At 52.2% G+C, this 15,847-nt stretch carries 18 protein-coding genes and 3 tRNA genes; 9 read left to right on the top strand and 12 right to left on the bottom strand.

All coding sequences use genetic code 11. The features are described from left to right. Positions 1–110: 110 nt before the first annotated feature. From OGX81_RS02045 to OGX81_RS02025, 5 genes are all read right to left on the bottom strand, one after another. Positions 111–602, bottom strand: a complete 492-nt coding sequence (locus tag OGX81_RS02045; protein ID WP_104867807.1) for a YjjA family protein — start codon at positions 600–602, stop codon at positions 111–113. A gap of 63 nt (positions 603–665) precedes the next feature. Then, positions 666–1,403, bottom strand: a complete 738-nt coding sequence (gene dnaC / locus OGX81_RS02040; protein WP_104867806.1) for a replicative helicase loader DnaC — start codon at positions 1,401–1,403, stop codon at positions 666–668. Between the two features lie 2 nt (positions 1,404–1,405). After that, positions 1,406–1,945, bottom strand: a complete 540-nt coding sequence (gene dnaT, locus OGX81_RS02035; protein ID WP_049008309.1) for a primosomal protein DnaT — start codon at positions 1,943–1,945, stop codon at positions 1,406–1,408. A gap of 124 nt (positions 1,946–2,069) precedes the next feature. Next, entirely contained in the window at positions 2,070–2,543 is a 474-nt protein-coding gene (locus OGX81_RS02030; RefSeq protein ID WP_012134217.1) for a threonine/serine exporter, read from the bottom strand. Next, a complete protein-coding gene (locus OGX81_RS02025) occupies positions 2,534–3,310 on the bottom strand; it encodes a threonine/serine exporter family protein (protein ID WP_024130740.1) in 777 nt (258 codons plus the stop codon). The genes OGX81_RS02030 and OGX81_RS02025 overlap by 10 nt, the downstream gene beginning before the upstream one ends. Before the next feature lie 569 nt (positions 3,311–3,879). On the opposite strand from OGX81_RS02025, the gene OGX81_RS02020 reads away from it, so the two are divergent. Further along, complete coding sequence (locus OGX81_RS02020) at positions 3,880–4,602, top strand: LuxR C-terminal-related transcriptional regulator (protein ID WP_058668534.1); 723 nt, start codon at positions 3,880–3,882, stop codon at positions 4,600–4,602. Further along, positions 4,563–5,231 (top strand): DNA-binding transcriptional activator BglJ, encoded by a 669-nt coding sequence (bglJ, locus tag OGX81_RS02015; protein ID WP_024130739.1) that lies wholly within the window; start codon positions 4,563–4,565, stop codon positions 5,229–5,231. The genes OGX81_RS02020 and bglJ overlap by 40 nt, the downstream gene beginning before the upstream one ends. A 63-nt stretch (positions 5,232–5,294) precedes the next feature. Here the strand turns inward: bglJ and OGX81_RS02010 are convergent, their stop codons facing one another. Further along, positions 5,295–5,753: a YbaK/EbsC family protein gene (locus OGX81_RS02010; protein ID WP_012134213.1), complete on the bottom strand. Its 459-nt coding sequence runs from the start codon at positions 5,751–5,753 to the stop codon at positions 5,295–5,297. Between the two features lie 363 nt (positions 5,754–6,116). On the opposite strand from OGX81_RS02010, the gene OGX81_RS02005 reads away from it, so the two are divergent. Continuing rightward, the gene (locus OGX81_RS02005) at positions 6,117–7,460 is read left to right on the top strand and encodes a PTS sugar transporter subunit IIC (protein WP_024130738.1); all 1,344 of its coding nucleotides are present in this window, start codon (positions 6,117–6,119) and stop codon (positions 7,458–7,460) included. A gap of 30 nt (positions 7,461–7,490) precedes the next feature. Here OGX81_RS02005 and fhuF read toward each other — a convergent pair whose 3' ends face one another. Further along, positions 7,491–8,279 (bottom strand): siderophore-iron reductase FhuF, encoded by a 789-nt coding sequence (fhuF, locus tag OGX81_RS02000; RefSeq protein WP_012134210.1) that lies wholly within the window; start codon positions 8,277–8,279, stop codon positions 7,491–7,493. Between the two features lie 122 nt (positions 8,280–8,401). Then, positions 8,402–9,469: a GGDEF domain-containing protein gene (locus tag OGX81_RS01995; protein WP_104867805.1), complete on the bottom strand. Its 1,068-nt coding sequence runs from the start codon at positions 9,467–9,469 to the stop codon at positions 8,402–8,404. Positions 9,470–9,721: 252 nt separating this feature from the next. Here OGX81_RS01995 and OGX81_RS01990 point away from each other — a divergent pair, with 252 nt between their 5' ends. Next, positions 9,722–9,958, top strand: coding sequence for a DUF1435 domain-containing protein (locus tag OGX81_RS01990; RefSeq protein WP_080516675.1), 237 nt, complete (start codon positions 9,722–9,724; stop codon positions 9,956–9,958). A gap of 39 nt (positions 9,959–9,997) precedes the next feature. Here the strand turns inward: OGX81_RS01990 and OGX81_RS01985 are convergent. The 4 genes from OGX81_RS01985 to rsmC all read right to left on the bottom strand — a co-directional run bounded on the left by OGX81_RS01985 (position 9,998) and on the right by rsmC (position 11,552). After that, positions 9,998–10,084: transfer RNA gene (locus OGX81_RS01985), tRNA-Leu, on the bottom strand. A gap of 32 nt (positions 10,085–10,116) precedes the next feature. Then, positions 10,117–10,203 (bottom strand) — tRNA-Leu (locus tag OGX81_RS01980). Between the two features lie 27 nt (positions 10,204–10,230). Then, positions 10,231–10,317 (bottom strand) — tRNA-Leu (locus OGX81_RS01975). Between the two features lie 206 nt (positions 10,318–10,523). Further along, the gene (gene rsmC, locus OGX81_RS01970; RefSeq protein ID WP_047459087.1) at positions 10,524–11,552 is read right to left on the bottom strand and encodes a 16S rRNA (guanine(1207)-N(2))-methyltransferase RsmC; all 1,029 of its coding nucleotides are present in this window, start codon (positions 11,550–11,552) and stop codon (positions 10,524–10,526) included. A gap of 103 nt (positions 11,553–11,655) precedes the next feature. Here rsmC and OGX81_RS01965 point away from each other — a divergent pair, with 103 nt between their 5' ends. From OGX81_RS01965 to osmY, 5 genes are all read left to right on the top strand, one after another. Next, positions 11,656–12,069: a DNA polymerase III subunit psi gene (locus tag OGX81_RS01965; RefSeq protein ID WP_024130737.1), complete on the top strand. Its 414-nt coding sequence runs from the start codon at positions 11,656–11,658 to the stop codon at positions 12,067–12,069. Further along, positions 12,038–12,484: a ribosomal protein S18-alanine N-acetyltransferase gene (gene rimI, locus OGX81_RS01960; RefSeq protein WP_012134203.1), complete on the top strand. Its 447-nt coding sequence runs from the start codon at positions 12,038–12,040 to the stop codon at positions 12,482–12,484. The genes OGX81_RS01965 and rimI overlap by 32 nt, the downstream gene beginning before the upstream one ends. A gap of 14 nt (positions 12,485–12,498) precedes the next feature. Further along, positions 12,499–13,176 carry a pyrimidine 5'-nucleotidase gene (gene yjjG, locus OGX81_RS01955; protein ID WP_024130736.1) on the top strand — a complete coding sequence of 226 codons (678 nt, stop codon included), beginning with the start codon at positions 12,499–12,501 and terminating at the stop codon, positions 13,174–13,176. A 92-nt stretch (positions 13,177–13,268) separates the two neighbouring features. Next, positions 13,269–14,858: a peptide chain release factor 3 gene (gene prfC, locus OGX81_RS01950; RefSeq protein ID WP_012134201.1), complete on the top strand. Its 1,590-nt coding sequence runs from the start codon at positions 13,269–13,271 to the stop codon at positions 14,856–14,858. Between the two features lie 329 nt (positions 14,859–15,187). After that, on the top strand, positions 15,188–15,805 hold the full coding sequence (osmY, locus tag OGX81_RS01945; protein ID WP_047459081.1) for a molecular chaperone OsmY: 618 nt from the start codon (positions 15,188–15,190) through the stop codon (positions 15,803–15,805). Positions 15,806–15,847: the final 42 nt, after the last annotated feature.

The following is a 15,847-nucleotide window of genomic DNA, read 5'->3' as shown; positions in this document are numbered from 1 at the left end:
TGATCGTCGTCACTTCCCGTGATGCGGGGAAGGCGAGACAGAGAGAAGTAGAAAGAGAGAGGTCAGGCCGCGCTCAACGCTAAACGGTTGAAACGCGGCATGTTGGCGCATCAGGAAATGAAGTTCATCCCCTGTTTTAACACCAGGTCGCAGGCTTTGGTTTTCACTTTTTCCGCCAGCGGCGTGCTGCCAATGTTATCCAGGCTAAGCTGTTCGCCGTTTTGGGTATTCAGCAGACCCTGAATGCCATCCAGATAATTGGTGTCCTGCTTCTGTTCGGTGGCGCCGAGACCCAGTTTATCCAGCACCTGGTTTTTAACGTTTTCCGCATCGGTAACGGAAGTCAGTTTCTGTTTCGCGCAATACTGCAAAATACCTGCCGCGTTGTTCATGTTATCAGCGCTTAATGCCTGATTGCCGCCATTCAGCAGGCTGGTCAGGGAAGACAGCGACATGCCGCCCTGCTGTGAAGAGCTGCTTTGTTTGCTCAGTTCGCTGGCGGCGCTGGAGAGAGAATCCTGCCAGGACGCGGCGAAGGCGCTGGTGGCGATAAACGCGCTGGCGGCAACCGCGCAGCACAGAAGACGTTTTGTGGTTTTCATCGTTATGACTCGTGTGTGTGTACCTTTCGTCGCAGTATAGCGCTTGCCTGGGTCGGAATGGTCTTAATACTCTTTGCCGGTGACGCGGCTACGGTAGCTTTCCCAGTTGAAGATCACCCACAGACTGTTTCCCAGACGCATACGATCCATTACGCGCTCGCCAAGGAGTTTGGTCATCTCATCCATATTGCTGTTGGTTAACATTCCGGTAGGGCGTTTGGATGATGAGCGGCGATCGACGATCTGGTTGATGATCACTTTTTCATAGCGGGATTCGGTCTGCATGCCGATCTCGTCGATCACCAGCAGATCCACATTGCTGAGATCGTTGAGCAACTGCTCTTCGCTGGTTTCGCGATTGTTAAAGGTGCCTTTCATCGCGGACATAATATCGGCGACGGTAATGATCAAAACCGATTTTCCGCGCAGCAGCAGTTCATTGCAGATTGCCGCCGCGAGATGGTTTTTCCCGGTGCCGGGTTTGCCCGAAAAGATAAAGCTGGCGATGTTGCCGTCGAACTCTTCGACGTACTGCCGCGCTTTGCTCAGCGCGTTCATCTGCCCGTCGTTCTCAACACGATAGTTATCAAACGAGCAGTTTTGATGCAGCGGACGGATGCCGGAACGGTTGAACGTGCGCTGCATTTTCATCGCCCGGTTTTCACGCGCCAGCGCTGCCGCACGCATTTCGCCTTGCTCTTTCTGCCATGCCAGCAGTTCTTCGCCCGTTTTGAATGCAGGCTCAACATTTGCTGGCATCATTTTTTGCAGACGTTTCATCAGGTCGCCAACGTTTTTCATCGTTACCCTCGAAAACCAGGTGGAATATGGTCGTCAGGTTCGCTGACGTTGTTCACATCACGTTTCGGCATACCGCCGTTACTGGCCCGGCTGATTTGCACGCTGCGCGCCAGCTTTTGCTGCCACTGGATGTGGTGAAAAATCTTACCTTCTGCTTGCCAGTAAGCCACAAAAGAGGCCAGCTCTTCGGCGGTGACGGGTTCCCTTAGCGCGACGCCCCACAGCGCGGCCTGCCGCTGGAAGTCAGCATCCGGCTGCCAGTCTGCGTACATGGCGAATTTCCCCAGCGGAACGGCCACAGGCGCGGCCTGGGAGTCTTCGTAGAGTTGAGCATCCAGTGTGACATCGCTTCCCGGACGCGATAACTTTTCCTCCAGTGCCAGCAGTTCCGCCAGACGTGCCGGCGTCACGGCATAAAACGCGGGCGCGTTATTGGCGAAGACCGCCACCGCGCCGCTTGCCGATTTTGCCAGCACCGCGTTGTGATCGTGTAATAAGGCGTCAATACCGATGACGTCCGGGGTCAAAATTCTGGAAGACATAATGTTTCTCAACAGGGAACCACAACCGAGAAGGAATACTGTTTTTATAGTAACACACAGACGGGAGATATCGGCAGGGTGAGGGAAAGCAGCCTCACCCTGCCTGAGCGCAGGGAGAAAAGCATCACACCCGTGGGCGTTTGCGATACAGCCACAGACCGGGAACGGAAAGCCCGATGGAAAGCGCGCCGACAATAGAGGAGGCTTTCAGGAAATTGGTCAGCAATGTGATCATCAACGGTTCGCTGTAGCCAAAGTGGCTGATTTTAACGGCGGATATCATTGCCGTATAGGCGGATATCCCCGGAAACATCGGGATGACTGCCGCGACGGTAAAGACTTTGGGGTGCGCCAGATACCAGCGCGACCACTGAATGCCGATGCTCCCTACCAGCAGCGAGGCCATAAATGTCGACCATTCGATATTAAACCCGGCGGTCATCATCACCATGCGTGAGCCGTGGCCCAGCGCGCCGAGCAACGCACACCAGGGGAGCGCCCGGTGCGGCACGTTGAACACCATCGCAAAGCCCACTGCCGGGATTGCGGAGAGAATCATGTCCTGCATCAGCGCCAGAAGAAAATCGATTACACCCATCCGCGTAGCCCCCACAGCGTCATCGACATCACCACGCCGACGCACGTCGCCAGCGTTAACAGACTGGCAATCGCCCAGCGCGCCAGACCGGTATTAATGTGGCCCTTAAACATATCCGCGACGGAATTAATCAGCGGAAACCCCGGCACCAGCAGTAAGACGCTGGCGGCCATGGCGATGGTCGGGGTATGGCTGAAAGTGGGCAAGCGAAGCAAAAGGCCGGAAATGGTGGTGGCGACAAAAGCGGTGATGCAAAAGTTGATTTGTGGGTGTAAATGCCGGTGCGCCAGCATCTGGCGAATATACATCGCCACCATGCTGGCGAAAAAGGTGATCACCGCGCCATCCCATCCGCCGTTATTCAGTTTGCAGAAGCAGGCGCAGGAAAGCCCGACCATCAGCGACACCAGCCAGCGCGGGTAGCGCAACGGTCTGAGCTGGCTAAAGCGCTTCTCTACGCCTTTTATATCCAGCAAATTATGTTCGGCCAGGATGACAATATGCTGCACCTCCGTGACAACGTGCATATTAATGCCGCGATCCTGGTTCTTACGTGTCGATGTCAGACACTGCCCATCTTTAATGGTGGTGAGAACGATAGCGTTGGAGGAGATGGCGCTTTCCACGCTGTCCATCCCTAACGCCAGCCCCAGGCGGGTGGAGAGTTCATCAACCAGCGCGCTCTCTGCGCCGTGTTGCAGTAAAAAAAGCCCGCATTGAATACATAACCGTGTAACCGTTCGCTGTAACGACTGCTCTGTTTGCATGACTCGCCCTGACTGAAAAGACGCGTTGCGTACCATCTGAATGACGAAAGTCTTCTTTGTATCATGAAGCCCGACCCTTTTGGCTCTGGCTAAGATCAATTTTGTGATGAAAAAAGAGGCAGGATGCCAGACAATCAGTCGCTGAATGTCATAATTGCAGTATATTGAATGCCTTACGTCGAACGTGAATGACAGGGAATGAAGTATCGTCTGTAACCTCTGAAATTAATGAGACGATATTCTTTTCTTGTGCTTCCTGAAAGCATAATTATCTGATGCGAAACATAGCGTGAGTTTATTAAATTCCCCTTGCATATGTTAGAAATGCTAATGATCTAATTTAGTTAATTTAATTGTACCGCAATTATTTTTAGCGGTAATTATGCAATAATAGTTTGGTGATTTTATACTATGCGGATCATTGTATAGAGTCGTTATTGCTATAACATTTCAAATAAAAGCCAAGGATAAACAATTCACTTCGTCTATTACCACGTCTGTTTTTCTCATTAATTATATTATTTATTAATGAGTGAACAGGAGGGGAGACCTGTGGATATGGAGGAGATATGTTGCCAGGATGCCGCAAAAACATAATTATTATCAGTAAAATACCTGTTATACAGACGGGGTTAAAAGAGGTGGTGCAGGGCCATTTCCCTGCTTATGAACTGATGTACTGCCGTTCCGTAGAAGAACTGACATTAATGCAGCTGCGCCGCTCCGATGTAGTGATTACGGATTTAACGGGAGAATGTAAACATCCCCGCGCTGTCTGCGAGCAATTTTACGCTTTATTATCTCAATACCATGATATTCACTGGATATTTCTTGTTTCCCGTGCGTTTTACTCACAGGCGATTGAGCTTCTGATGAGCCCCTTCAGTACGTTGCTGTCTGACGTTGAACCGGTTGAGAATCTGGTAAACGTGATTGAAGCAGGCAATGCCCATACGGACAGGATCAGTAAGACGCTGCTATCTCCCGCTCTGCCAGACGTCTCGAGTTTTGGCCATCGTCCGGTTGTTCTTACGCTGTCGGAACGGAAAGTGTTACGGCTTCTGGGTAAGGGTTGGGGGATTAATCAGATAGCGATGTTGCTTAAGAAGAGTAATAAAACGATTAGCGCGCAGAAAAACAGTGCGATGCGGCGTCTGTCAATACACAGCAATGCTGAGATGTATGCCTGGATAAACAGTTCTCAGGGAGCAAGAGAATTGAATTTACCTTCAGTTTATGGAGATGCTACTGAATGGAAAACAGAATTGCCAAGGGAAATGTCGCACTCATAGAGAAGTGCGTAATGAGCAGTATTGGAATGAAAAGTTTATTTGACGCGTTTCCTGATTGCCAATATAAACTTCATATTTTTCCAACTCAATCTGCTTTCCAGAAAGCGATGTTAAGTACTCCCTTTTCCGTCGTTATTTTTTCACTTTCTGCGATGCGGGAAGATCGCCGGTTGGGGCTGGCTTATCTGGCGGAACTGGCTGTGAATTTTCCTCGTGTGCGCCGACTGGTCATCGCGGATGATGATGCGGAAGCCCGGTTAATTGATTCGCTGTCGCCTTCGCCGTTAGATGGGGTATTAAGTAAAGCGTCGTCACTGGCCAGTTTTCAGGAAAAGCTCTTTTTATTATTGAACAGTAAGCGAGAGGTGACGGAACACACTCTGAACCTCTGGTATCTCAATCAGAGCCGAATGATAAGCCCCACTGAGCGTGAAATTCTGCGTTTTATGTCGAATGGTTATTCGATGCCACAGATAGCCGTCCAGCTGGAACGCAATATCAAGACGATTCGCGCCCATAAATTTAATGTGATGTCTAAACTGGGCGTCAGCTCAGACGCCGGATTGCTTGATGCGGCGGATATCCTGCTGTCTCTGCGCGCCGAAAAGCCAGGTCGCTTATCCGCGTAATTCTGTAGTCGTTCTGTATTTACAGGTGCTTGTGCCGGGTTTATCGCCCGGGCACAAATAGCATCACTGGCACACATCAATCCAGGTTGCTGAAGTGAGTTCTGCCATTCTGTCGGGGGAGATTCGGACTGCGCTGTGCGTTGCCCCTGCTGCTGGTAAGACTTCAGCATAATGTTTTAATGAGACGTCGCAATAGACGGGCAGAGGCGTTTCCAGCCCGAAAGGGCAGACACCGCCGACCGGGTGCCCTGTGGCGATCACGACTTCATCGCTGCTGAGCATTCGCGCTTTCGCGCCAAACGTGCTCTTGAGTTTCTTATTGTCCAGGCGGGCATCGCCTTTGGCGACAACCAGAATAATGTCGTCTTTCACCTTAAGCGAAAGCGTTTTCGCTATCTGTCCTGGCGCGACATTGTGTGCTTTCGCTGCCAGTTCCACCGTCGCCGTACTCTGATTTAATTCGATGATTTCAATATCCGGGGCACGTTCGGCCAGAAACTGCCGTACCGATTGCAGACTCATTCTTTTCTCCTGACGCTGTATTAGCAGTCCTGTTTTTCAGAAAACCGCGTGGCGTAATTTGTCATAAGGAAAGCGGCACTGTAAATAATTTATGTAATAAACCAGCAGCATGAACGATTTTTCGATCGTCTTCACATTCACGGAAACCGGTTACAGTAACCGGTTGCAGTCCGGCGGGCGGGGATTAATACTGAGCCTGTCACTTCCTCTGTATCACATAATAAGAGCCATTTATGAAACTTCATTCTCTCTGCTGTATCGCTGGTGTTCTCCCCGGCGCGGTCGCGAAAAGTAGTAATGGACCCTTACACGGCGGTGCTGTTGCCAGCACGTCTATGTTGTTTTGACTGACAGGAGAACGCTATGTCTACCAACCATGCTGTGTTTAATGTGATTTTTCGGTTTGTCGAAAACTACGTGAGTCCCGTTGCCGGACGTATTTCCTCACAACGTCATGTTATGGCTATTCGTGATGGCTTCATTTCGGCAATGCCGTTTATGATTGTCGGCTCCTTCCTGCTGGTTTTCGCCTATCCTCCTTTCTCACCGGACACCACCTGGGGATTTGCCCGTGGCTGGCTGGCGCTGGCGAAACAGTTTGAAAGCCAGATTTTGACGCCGTTTGATATGACGATGGGGATCATGTCCATCTATATCTGTGCGGCCATTGCCTATAACCTGGGCAAACACTATGTTAAATCGCATCAGTTAGATCCGTTTATGTGCGCCATGCTCTCGATCATGGCTTTCTTGCTGGTTGCCGCGCCGAAAACAAACGGCACTATGCCGGTTGACAGCCTGGGCGGAACGGGGATTTTTACCGCGATTCTGGTGGCGATTTACTGTGTTGAAATGATGCGCTTCCTGAAAGCGCATAACATTGGCATTCGCCTGCCAGACCAGGTGCCGCCGATGATCAAGAACTCCTTTGATCTGCTGATCCCGGTGCTGGTGGTGGTTCTGACCTTGTATCCGCTGAGCCTGGCGATCCAGTCGCAGTTCGATATGCTGATCCCACAGGCGATCATGGCGATCTTTAAACCGCTGGTTTCCGCTGCGGATTCATTGCCCGCTATTTTGCTGGCGGTGCTGATTGGGCATCTGCTGTGGTTTGCGGGGATTCACGGAGCAGCGATTGTCTCCGGGATGCTGCAAATGTTCTGGCTGACCAATCTCGGTATGAACCAGACCGCGCTGGCGCAGGGGGCGCCGTTGCCGCACATTTTCATGGAAGCCTTCTGGACTTTCTTCATCGTCATTGGCGGTTCTGGCGCCACGATGGGGCTGGTGATTTGTTATTTACGCAGCCGTTCCGTACATTTGCGCTCTATTGGCCGCTTAAGCGTCGTGCCGAGTATCTTTAATATCAACGAACCGGTTATTTTCGGGACGCCGATTGTGATGAACCCGGTGTTCTTTATCCCGTTCCTGCTGGCGCCAATGGTGAACGCCGTGCTGGCGTGGGCGGCGATGAAACTGGATCTGATTGGGCGGGTGATTTCCGTGGTGCCGTGGACTGCGCCCGCACCGGTTGGCGCTGCGTGGGCATTGGGCTGGGACTACCGTGCGGCGATCCTGGTGGTCATACTGGCGCTGGTGTCCGCCATCATATACTTCCCGTTCTTTAAGGTTTATGAGAAGCAGCTTCTGGCGCAAGAGGCAGAAGAAGCCGGGCGTGCAGAAGAGGAGAGCCAGCAGATGGCCTGACGTGTTGAACAAGGCGCTGCGGCGCCTTGTTTATTTCAGCGTACAGTCACCGCATTGCTGAACGTCTGGCAACCGGTAGCGTTGACAGCAGGTTCGGCGCACCAGCAGACCTTCGCGAGGGACGACGGTACGCCACAGCGGGTTATCCTGGCCACTGGAAAGTTGCTTTTCGAAGAAGCAACTCTGGCGCAGCGTTGCCAGCAAGGCTTCGCCAAGCAGCGGTTTCATTTCGGTCAGATACCAGTTGATCAGATACCCGGTGTTACTCCAGATAAGCTTACCGTTAATATCGCCGGTTGATTCCAGTGCCTGAACGACCGGCATCAGCGCAGAGACGATCAGCGTTTCCATTCTCTGTTGAGGAGAATGCGCGGTTGCCCGCTCGTCCTGATGCACATCAACCCAAAAACAGGCTGCGCGTCCGGTTTCGTGGAACTCAACGTGCATGTGCTCGGGCGAAACGTCAATGGCCCTTTCCTGGGTGAGCAGGGCAAGCATCAGAGGCGGTACCATCAGACCGATATACCATTGCGCCCAAAGCGAAATGAGCGGCTTATTTTCGCGTGGTTGCGTCGGTTGATGACGATAAATATGGTCGGAATAGATAGCCAGCAGGGAGCGCATCGTACCCGGTCGAGCCCACTGCGCCAGTGTCATGGCGCCCGTTGGGTGCGGTTCGTCCAGCCGAATAAAATCAAGCAGATGTTCGCGCGTCCGGGTTATCGTTTCACGCACGGCTTCAGCCAGCGAGGGCATCTCAGGCTGGAGATGGGCTCGCCAGGTGACATCTTCAATGATCGGTGCGGAACGGTAAGGCATAGCGCTGTATATAAGGATAGTAATCTAAATGATAATGATTGCTAATCCTAATGATGGCGATAGCTGATGGCAAGCGCTTTGTCGTGACGCTGTGCGCGGTAGCACGATGATATCGCCCTGTGTCAGACCGTACGCAGTTCGTCACTCGCAAGAATGTTGTTGCGCCCCAGGTTTTTGGCTTCATACAGCGCTTTATCCGCCTTGACGATTGCAGCCTCCATGTCCTGACCCAGTAGCGGCGCGATGCCAACGCTGATGGTGACATTGGTCGCCACGCTGACATTAAACATATGTGGGATTTTGAGATCGTAGACCTTCTGGCGAATATGTTCGGCGGTCGTGCGCGCCTCCTGTGGATCGGTCGCGGTCAGCAGGACCATAAACTCTTCGCCGCCAAAACGGGTGACAATATCCCGGGAACGGACAGCGTCACGAATCGCGGCTGAAACGCGAATGAGAGCCTGGTCGCCCATCATGTGCCCATAGTGATCGTTATAAGCTTTGAAGTGATCGATATCCAGCAGCAATACGTAGTGTTCTTCGTGCGTTTCCAGAGCAAGGAGCGTATTCAGCTTATTTTGCAGGCCGCGGCGATTATACAGGCCAGTCAAAGGATCGAGCATACTCAGCCCGTTCAGCGTTTCTCTCTCTTCCAGCAGTTTGTACATCAGCTGTTGAGCGAAATCGTCATAGCGTTTTTGAATAACATGCTGGATGGCAATGCCCGCCATCGGGAGCGCCATGAGATAAATAATCCGTATGCCGTGTTCGCTGCCATTAAGCCACAGGCAGGCCAGAACGGAAGGCAATGAATGGAACGTAAACGCAATGATATTATTAGCAAAGGCGATGGAGCCAATAAATAACACGCAGAGAAGGGCGATGAGTAGAAAAGTATAATCGCTATGGTTCATAGCATTATATTTCAGTGTGATATGCCAGGCCCACAATATGCCTGATATAACAGAAATAAAGGGGATATTAATCTTTTTATGCGTATATTTTCCGTGCCATATCAGAAGTAACGTACTTGCAACAAAGAGCAGTATTGCCGGGACTGAGACAGCCCTGACCTCATAAAGAGGAAAGACAAGCGTAAACAGCCCGGACACCGCATTGAGAAACAGAAAAAGGCGTAAAGAGAATTGATATTTTTTGGTGCGTAGTGCGCGCCAGGATTGAGCTGTCATATCTGAATGTCGTTATTTATCTATGAATTACGCTGGTTGGGGCCAAAATGAAAAATAACGTGCGGGAAAAAGCCCGCATAAATAAACATTTTTATTGTTTGTAAGTTAACCACTGCCCAATCTATCACCTTGCTGAATTCATGTCATCAATTGTTAAGACAATCTCATACAAGGAAGTGTGACGAACTGCTGACAAATGAGAAATTTTATCATATGCTATTGGTTATCATTATCGGTATCAGAGGTAAAGCCATGTTGCAGCGTACACTGGGCAGTGGATGGGGGATATTGTTGCCGGGTATTTTTATTACCGGACTGGCGTTTGCCGGCCTCTCCATTGACGCATGGAAGGTACTGATTGTATTAGGATTACTGCTGACTTCGTTGATGCTGTATCACAAACGCTTACGGCATTTCGTCCTGCTGCCGTCATGTGTCGCGCTGATCAGCGGCATGGTGCTGGTTATGATGAATTTGAATCAGGGATGAACAAACAAGGCGTAAAACAGAGAAGGGAAATAAGATAATTGGTGCGAGGGGGGGGACTTGAACCCCCACGTCCGTAAGGACACTAACACCTGAAGCTAGCGCGTCTACCAATTCCGCCACCTTCGCACAGTCATCTTACTTTTTTGATATCGCCTCGTTGGTGCGAGGGGGGGGACTTGAACCCCCACGTCCGTAAGAACACTAACACCTGAAGCTAGCGCGTCTACCAATTCCGCCACCTTCGCCCAGTGCGAGCAATATCAACGTGGTTTTGGTGCGAGGGGGGGGACTTGAACCCCCACGTCCGTAAGGACACTAACACCTGAAGCTAGCGCGTCTACCAATTCCGCCACCTTCGCATACCATCGATTCTTAAAAAGAATCGCTACCACGGAGGCGCATTCTAGTGGTTTTCAGCTTTTCGTCAATAGTTAATTACGCAGGATGGATTGATTGCTGCAAAAATGGGCGCTAACCGCAGGCCGGATAAGCGAAGTGCCATCCGGCATCCGCAAACCATGCCGGATGGCGGTGCAGGCACCTTATCCGGCCTACGATGACCACTCTACTTCTTCGCCTGGCGCGTCATCACCGTGCGGTAAACTTTAAAGCGCCCGGTTTGCGCAATCACTTCGTGGAAGCCAAACGTTTCATCCAGCACTTTCGGGTAGGGCAGGAAGGCGTTAGCCACGATACGTAACTCACCGCCGCTGTTGAGGTGGCGAACCGCGCCGCGAATCAGCGTTTGCGCGGCATCCAGGCTGGTTTGTATTCCATCGTGGAACGGCGGGTTAGAGATGATCATATCAAAACGCCCTTTTACGTCAGAAAAGACGTTACTGGCGAACACCTCACCCTCAACGCCGTTTGCCGCAAGCGTTGCGCGACTGGCCTCAACGGCAGGCGCGGAAACATCACACAGGGTTAAACGCACTTTTGGCGAGTGGCTGGCTAAGGCCGCAGAGAGCACGCCTGCGCCGCAACCGACATCCAGCACTTTGCCTTTGGTATGTGGCGTCAGCGTGGAAAGCAGCAACTGGCTGCCGACATCCAGACCGTCGCGGCTGAAAACGCCGGGCAGCGTTTTGATGGTCAGATCGTTAATGCGGTACTCGCCCCAGTATTTTTCCGCATCAAAGACAGGCTGTTTTTCCAGACGGCCATGATACAGCCCGCAGCGGCGCGCGCTGTCGATTTTGTTCAGCGGCGCGTAGTCGGCCAGCATTTGCTCTGCGCTGCGAACGCCGCTACGGTTTTCGCCCACCACGAAGATGTCGGTGCCGAGCGGCAGCAGCGACAGGATATTCATCAACTGGAACTGGGCTTCAGGTTTATTTTTCGGCCAGTAGTAGATCAGCGTGTCGCAGTCCGCGACGTCGTCAGCGTGGGCGACCAGGCTAAAGCGCGCCTTCTCGCCCATCAGCTGGCTTAACAGCTGCCAGTGGTGGAATTGTTGCGTATGCACGCGGCTGGCGGCGCTTTCGAAGCGGGCTGGCAGGTCATCCTGCAAATCTCCGGCAAACAGAATACGGCTTTGTTCGAAATCATCACTGTGGCGCAGCAAGACTTCACTTGCCGGGGTAAAAGCAGACATGAAAGGTTCCTCTATTGTTCCTGGCGGCGATTATAGTTGTTTGTTGGCGCAGTTTCGACGAATTTGCTATATTTGCGCCCCTGACAGACAGGAGCGTTTCGCTATGACATCCCGACGAGACTGGCAATTACAGCAACTGGGCATTACCCAGTGGTCGCTGCGTCGCCCTGGCGCGCTACAGGGGGAAATCGCGATTTCCCTTCCTGCGCACGTTCGTCTGGTGGTCGTGGCGGAAGAATTACCGGCGCTGACCGAACCCCTGATGAGCGATATTTTGCGCGCATTGACCGTCAGTCCCGACCAGGTATTACCGTTGACGCCTGACCGCGTCGCCATGCTGCCGGAAGGCAGCCGGTGCAACAGCTGGCGGCTGGGTACTGAAGAGCCTTTGCTGCTGGAAGGCGCTCAGGTGACAAGTCCTGCGTTTAATGAATTACGGGCAAACCCAACGGCACGCGCCGCACTATGGCAACAAATTTGCGCATATGAACACGATTTCTTCCCTCAATCCGACTGATTTACCTGCTGCGTTTCTGATTGAAAAACGCGCCCATGCGTTTCCGTGGAGTGAAAAAACCTTTGCCAGCAATCAGGGCGAACGTTACCTCAACTATCAACTGACGGTCGGCGGAAAGATGGCGGCGTTCGCGATTACGCAGGTGGTGCTGGATGAGGCGACGCTGTTCAATATTGCGGTCGACCCGGATTTTCAGCGTCGGGGGCTGGGGCGAGAACTGCTGGAACATCTGATTGATGAACTGGAAAAACGCGGCGTCCTGACGTTATGGCTGGAGGTGCGCGCCTCAAATGCCGCCGCCATCGCACTCTATGAAAGTTTAGGTTTTAATGAGGCAACGGTGCGCCGTAATTACTACCCGACGGCTGACGGGCGTGAGGACGCGATAATCATGGCATTGCCAATCAGTATGTAAGACAAGGTGGAATGATGAAGTGGGACTGGATTTTCTTTGATGCCGACGAAACGCTGTTTACGTTTGACTCGTTTACCGGCTTGCAGCGGATGTTTCTCGACTATAGCGTCACCTTTACCGCTGAAGATTTTCAGGACTACCAGGCTGTCAATAAACCGCTGTGGGTGGATTATCAGAACGGCGCTATCACTTCGCTTCAGCTTCAGCGCCAGCGCTTTGTCGGCTGGGGCGAGCAGCTGAACGTCCCGCCTGAAGAGTTAAATGATGCGTTTATGAATGCTATGGCGGAGATTTGCGCACCGCTGCCGGGCGCAGTTTCGCTGGTTAACGCCCTGCACGGTAAGGTGAAGATGGGCATCATCACCAACGGATTCACCTCATTGCAGCAAATTCGCCTTGAACGAACAGGGCTTCGCGATCGTTTTGATCTGCTGGTTATTTCTGAAGAAGTGGGCGTGGCGAAGCCCGATCCGCGCATCTTTGATTACGCGCTGGAGCAGGCGGGCAGCCCTGACCGCTCTCGCGTGTTAATGGTCGGCGATACCGCAGAGTCTGATATTCTCGGCGGCATTAACGCCGGGCTTTCCACCTGCTGGCTGAATGCGCACCATCGCGAGCAGCCTGCGGGTATTGAACCGACCTGGACCGTGGCGTCATTAAGCGAACTGGAGCAACTCCTGTGTAAACACTGATTGCCTCCCCCCCGTTGATGGGTAAAATAGCCGCAATTTTTCGTATTCAACATGCGTGGTCAGACGCCGCGCTTACTCAAGAAGATTGAACTATGACGTTGTCTCCTTATTTGCAAGAGGTGGCTAAGCGCCGCACTTTTGCCATTATTTCTCACCCGGATGCCGGTAAAACCACTATCACTGAGAAAGTATTGCTGTTCGGACAGGCTATCCAGACTGCCGGGACGGTAAAAGGCCGTGGCTCCAGCCAGCATGCAAAATCTGACTGGATGGAAATGGAAAAGCAGCGTGGTATTTCTATTACCACGTCGGTAATGCAGTTCCCGTATCATGATTGCCTGGTCAACCTGCTGGACACCCCCGGGCACGAAGACTTCTCGGAAGATACCTACCGCACGCTGACGGCGGTGGACTGCTGTTTGATGGTGATTGACGCGGCAAAAGGCGTCGAAGATCGTACCCGTAAGCTGATGGAAGTAACCCGCCTGCGCGATACGCCGATCCTCACCTTTATGAACAAACTCGACCGTGACATCCGCGACCCGATGGAGCTGCTGGATGAAGTTGAGAACGAGCTGAAAATCGGCTGTGCGCCGATCACCTGGCCGATTGGCTGCGGGAAGTTGTTCAAAGGCGTCTATCACCTTTATAAAGACGAAACTTACCTGTACCAGACCGGTAAAGGCCACACTATCCAGGAAGTGCGCATTGTAAAAGGTCTGGATAACCCGGAACTTGACGCTGCCGTAGGGGAAGACCTGGCGCAGCAGCTGCGCGACGAGCTGGAGCTGGTGCAGGGCGCGTCCAACGAGTTCGACCATGAGCTGTTCCTGGCAGGTGAAATCACCCCGGTCTTCTTTGGTACAGCGCTGGGTAACTTCGGCGTTGACCATATGCTGGATGGTCTGGTGGAGTGGGCGCCTGCGCCGATGCCGCGCCAGACCGATACCCGTACGGTAGAAGCGAAAGAAGAGAAGTTCACCGGTTTCGTGTTTAAGATTCAGGCCAATATGGACCCAAAACACCGCGACCGCGTGGCGTTTATGCGTGTGGTCTCCGGTAAGTACGAGAAAGGCATGAAAATGCGTCAGGTACGTATCGGCAAAGACGTGGTGATTTCTGATGCGCTGACCTTTATGGCAGGCGATCGTTCCCACGTTGAAGAGGCGTATCCGGGCGATATTCTGGGTCTGCACAACCACGGCACCATTCAGATTGGCGACACCTTCACTCAGGGCGAAATGATGAAGTTCACCGGAATTCCGAACTTCGCGCCGGAGCTGTTCCGTCGTATCCGTCTGAAAGATCCGCTGAAGCAAAAACAGCTGCTGAAAGGGCTGGTTCAGCTGTCTGAAGAAGGCGCGGTACAGGTGTTCCGTCCGATCGCCAACAACGATCTGATCGTGGGCGCCGTCGGCGTGTTGCAGTTCGACGTGGTGGTTGCCCGTCTGAAGAGCGAATACAACGTTGAGGCTATCTATGAGTCCGTCAACGTCGCCACCGCACGCTGGGTTGAATGTACTGACGCGAAGAAATTCGAAGAGTTTAAGCGTAAGAATGAAGTTCAACTGGCGCTGGATGGCGGTGATAACCTCACCTATATCGCACCGACAATGGTGAACCTGAACCTGACGCAGGAACGCTATCCTGACGTTCAGTTCCGTAAAACGCGCGAGCACTAATTGTCCCTCCAGGGCGCGTCATCCGGCGCGCCCTGTTACTTTCCCTGCCTTTTTAACCGCTTGCGGAATGTTCTTAAATCCCTCAGTTTTTCTTATGGTTGCTTGTTTTTTAAGCGTATCAGCAAGCGATTTTGCGATTGTGATCTATATTTAACAAAGTGATGACATAAATGACGACTTTTAACACTGCTCAATGCGTGAATACTGGTTGTTAAGGCCGTCATTTATCTTGTCTGCGATATTAATAACTGAATAAAGATGGGATTAGCGCCGCGATTCTGCATAAGTATGTTGATTGTGACGGCTGCCATCCATACAGGAATGAATCGATGACGACGACAAGACTGAAGATTTCTAAAACTCTCCTGGCCGTAATGTTGACCTCCGCTGTCGCGACCGGTTCTGCATTTGCGGAAACCTCTACGCTGGATAAGGCACAGTCCAGCGCAGAAAGCGCGGGACAGAAAGTCGATAGCTCTATGAATAAAGTCGGTAACTTCATGGATGACAGCGCCATCACCGCAAAAGTGAAAGCGGCGTTGGTGGATCATGAAAGTATTAAGAGCACCGATATCTCGGTCAAAACCGATAACAAAGTGGTGACATTAAGCGGCTTTGTTGAAAGCCAGGCTCAGGCTGAAGAAGCCGTGAAAGTGGCGGAAGGCGTTGAGGGTGTGACCTCCGTCAGCGACAAACTGCATGTTCGCGACAGCAAGTCCGGCACGATGAAAGGCTATGCCGGGGATACGGCCACTACCAGCGAGATCAAAGCGAAACTGTTGGCGGATGACATCGTGCCTTCCCGCAAAGTGAAAGTCGAAACCACCGACGGCGTGGTGCAGCTCTCAGGAACCGTAGATTCTCAGGCGCAAATCGACCGTGCTGAAAGTATCGCAAAAGCGGTTGATGGTGTGAAAAGCGTCAAAAATGACCTGAAAACTCAGTAATTCGTCTTAATTCGCCCTCCCGACGTTTGTCGGGAGGCGCAA

The sequence above is a fragment of the Citrobacter sp. CK206 genome (assembly GCF_030333125.1).
GTDB lineage: Bacteria > Pseudomonadota > Gammaproteobacteria > Enterobacterales > Enterobacteriaceae > Citrobacter_B > Citrobacter_B koseri.
This window is presented reverse-complemented; position numbering and strand designations above follow the sequence as displayed.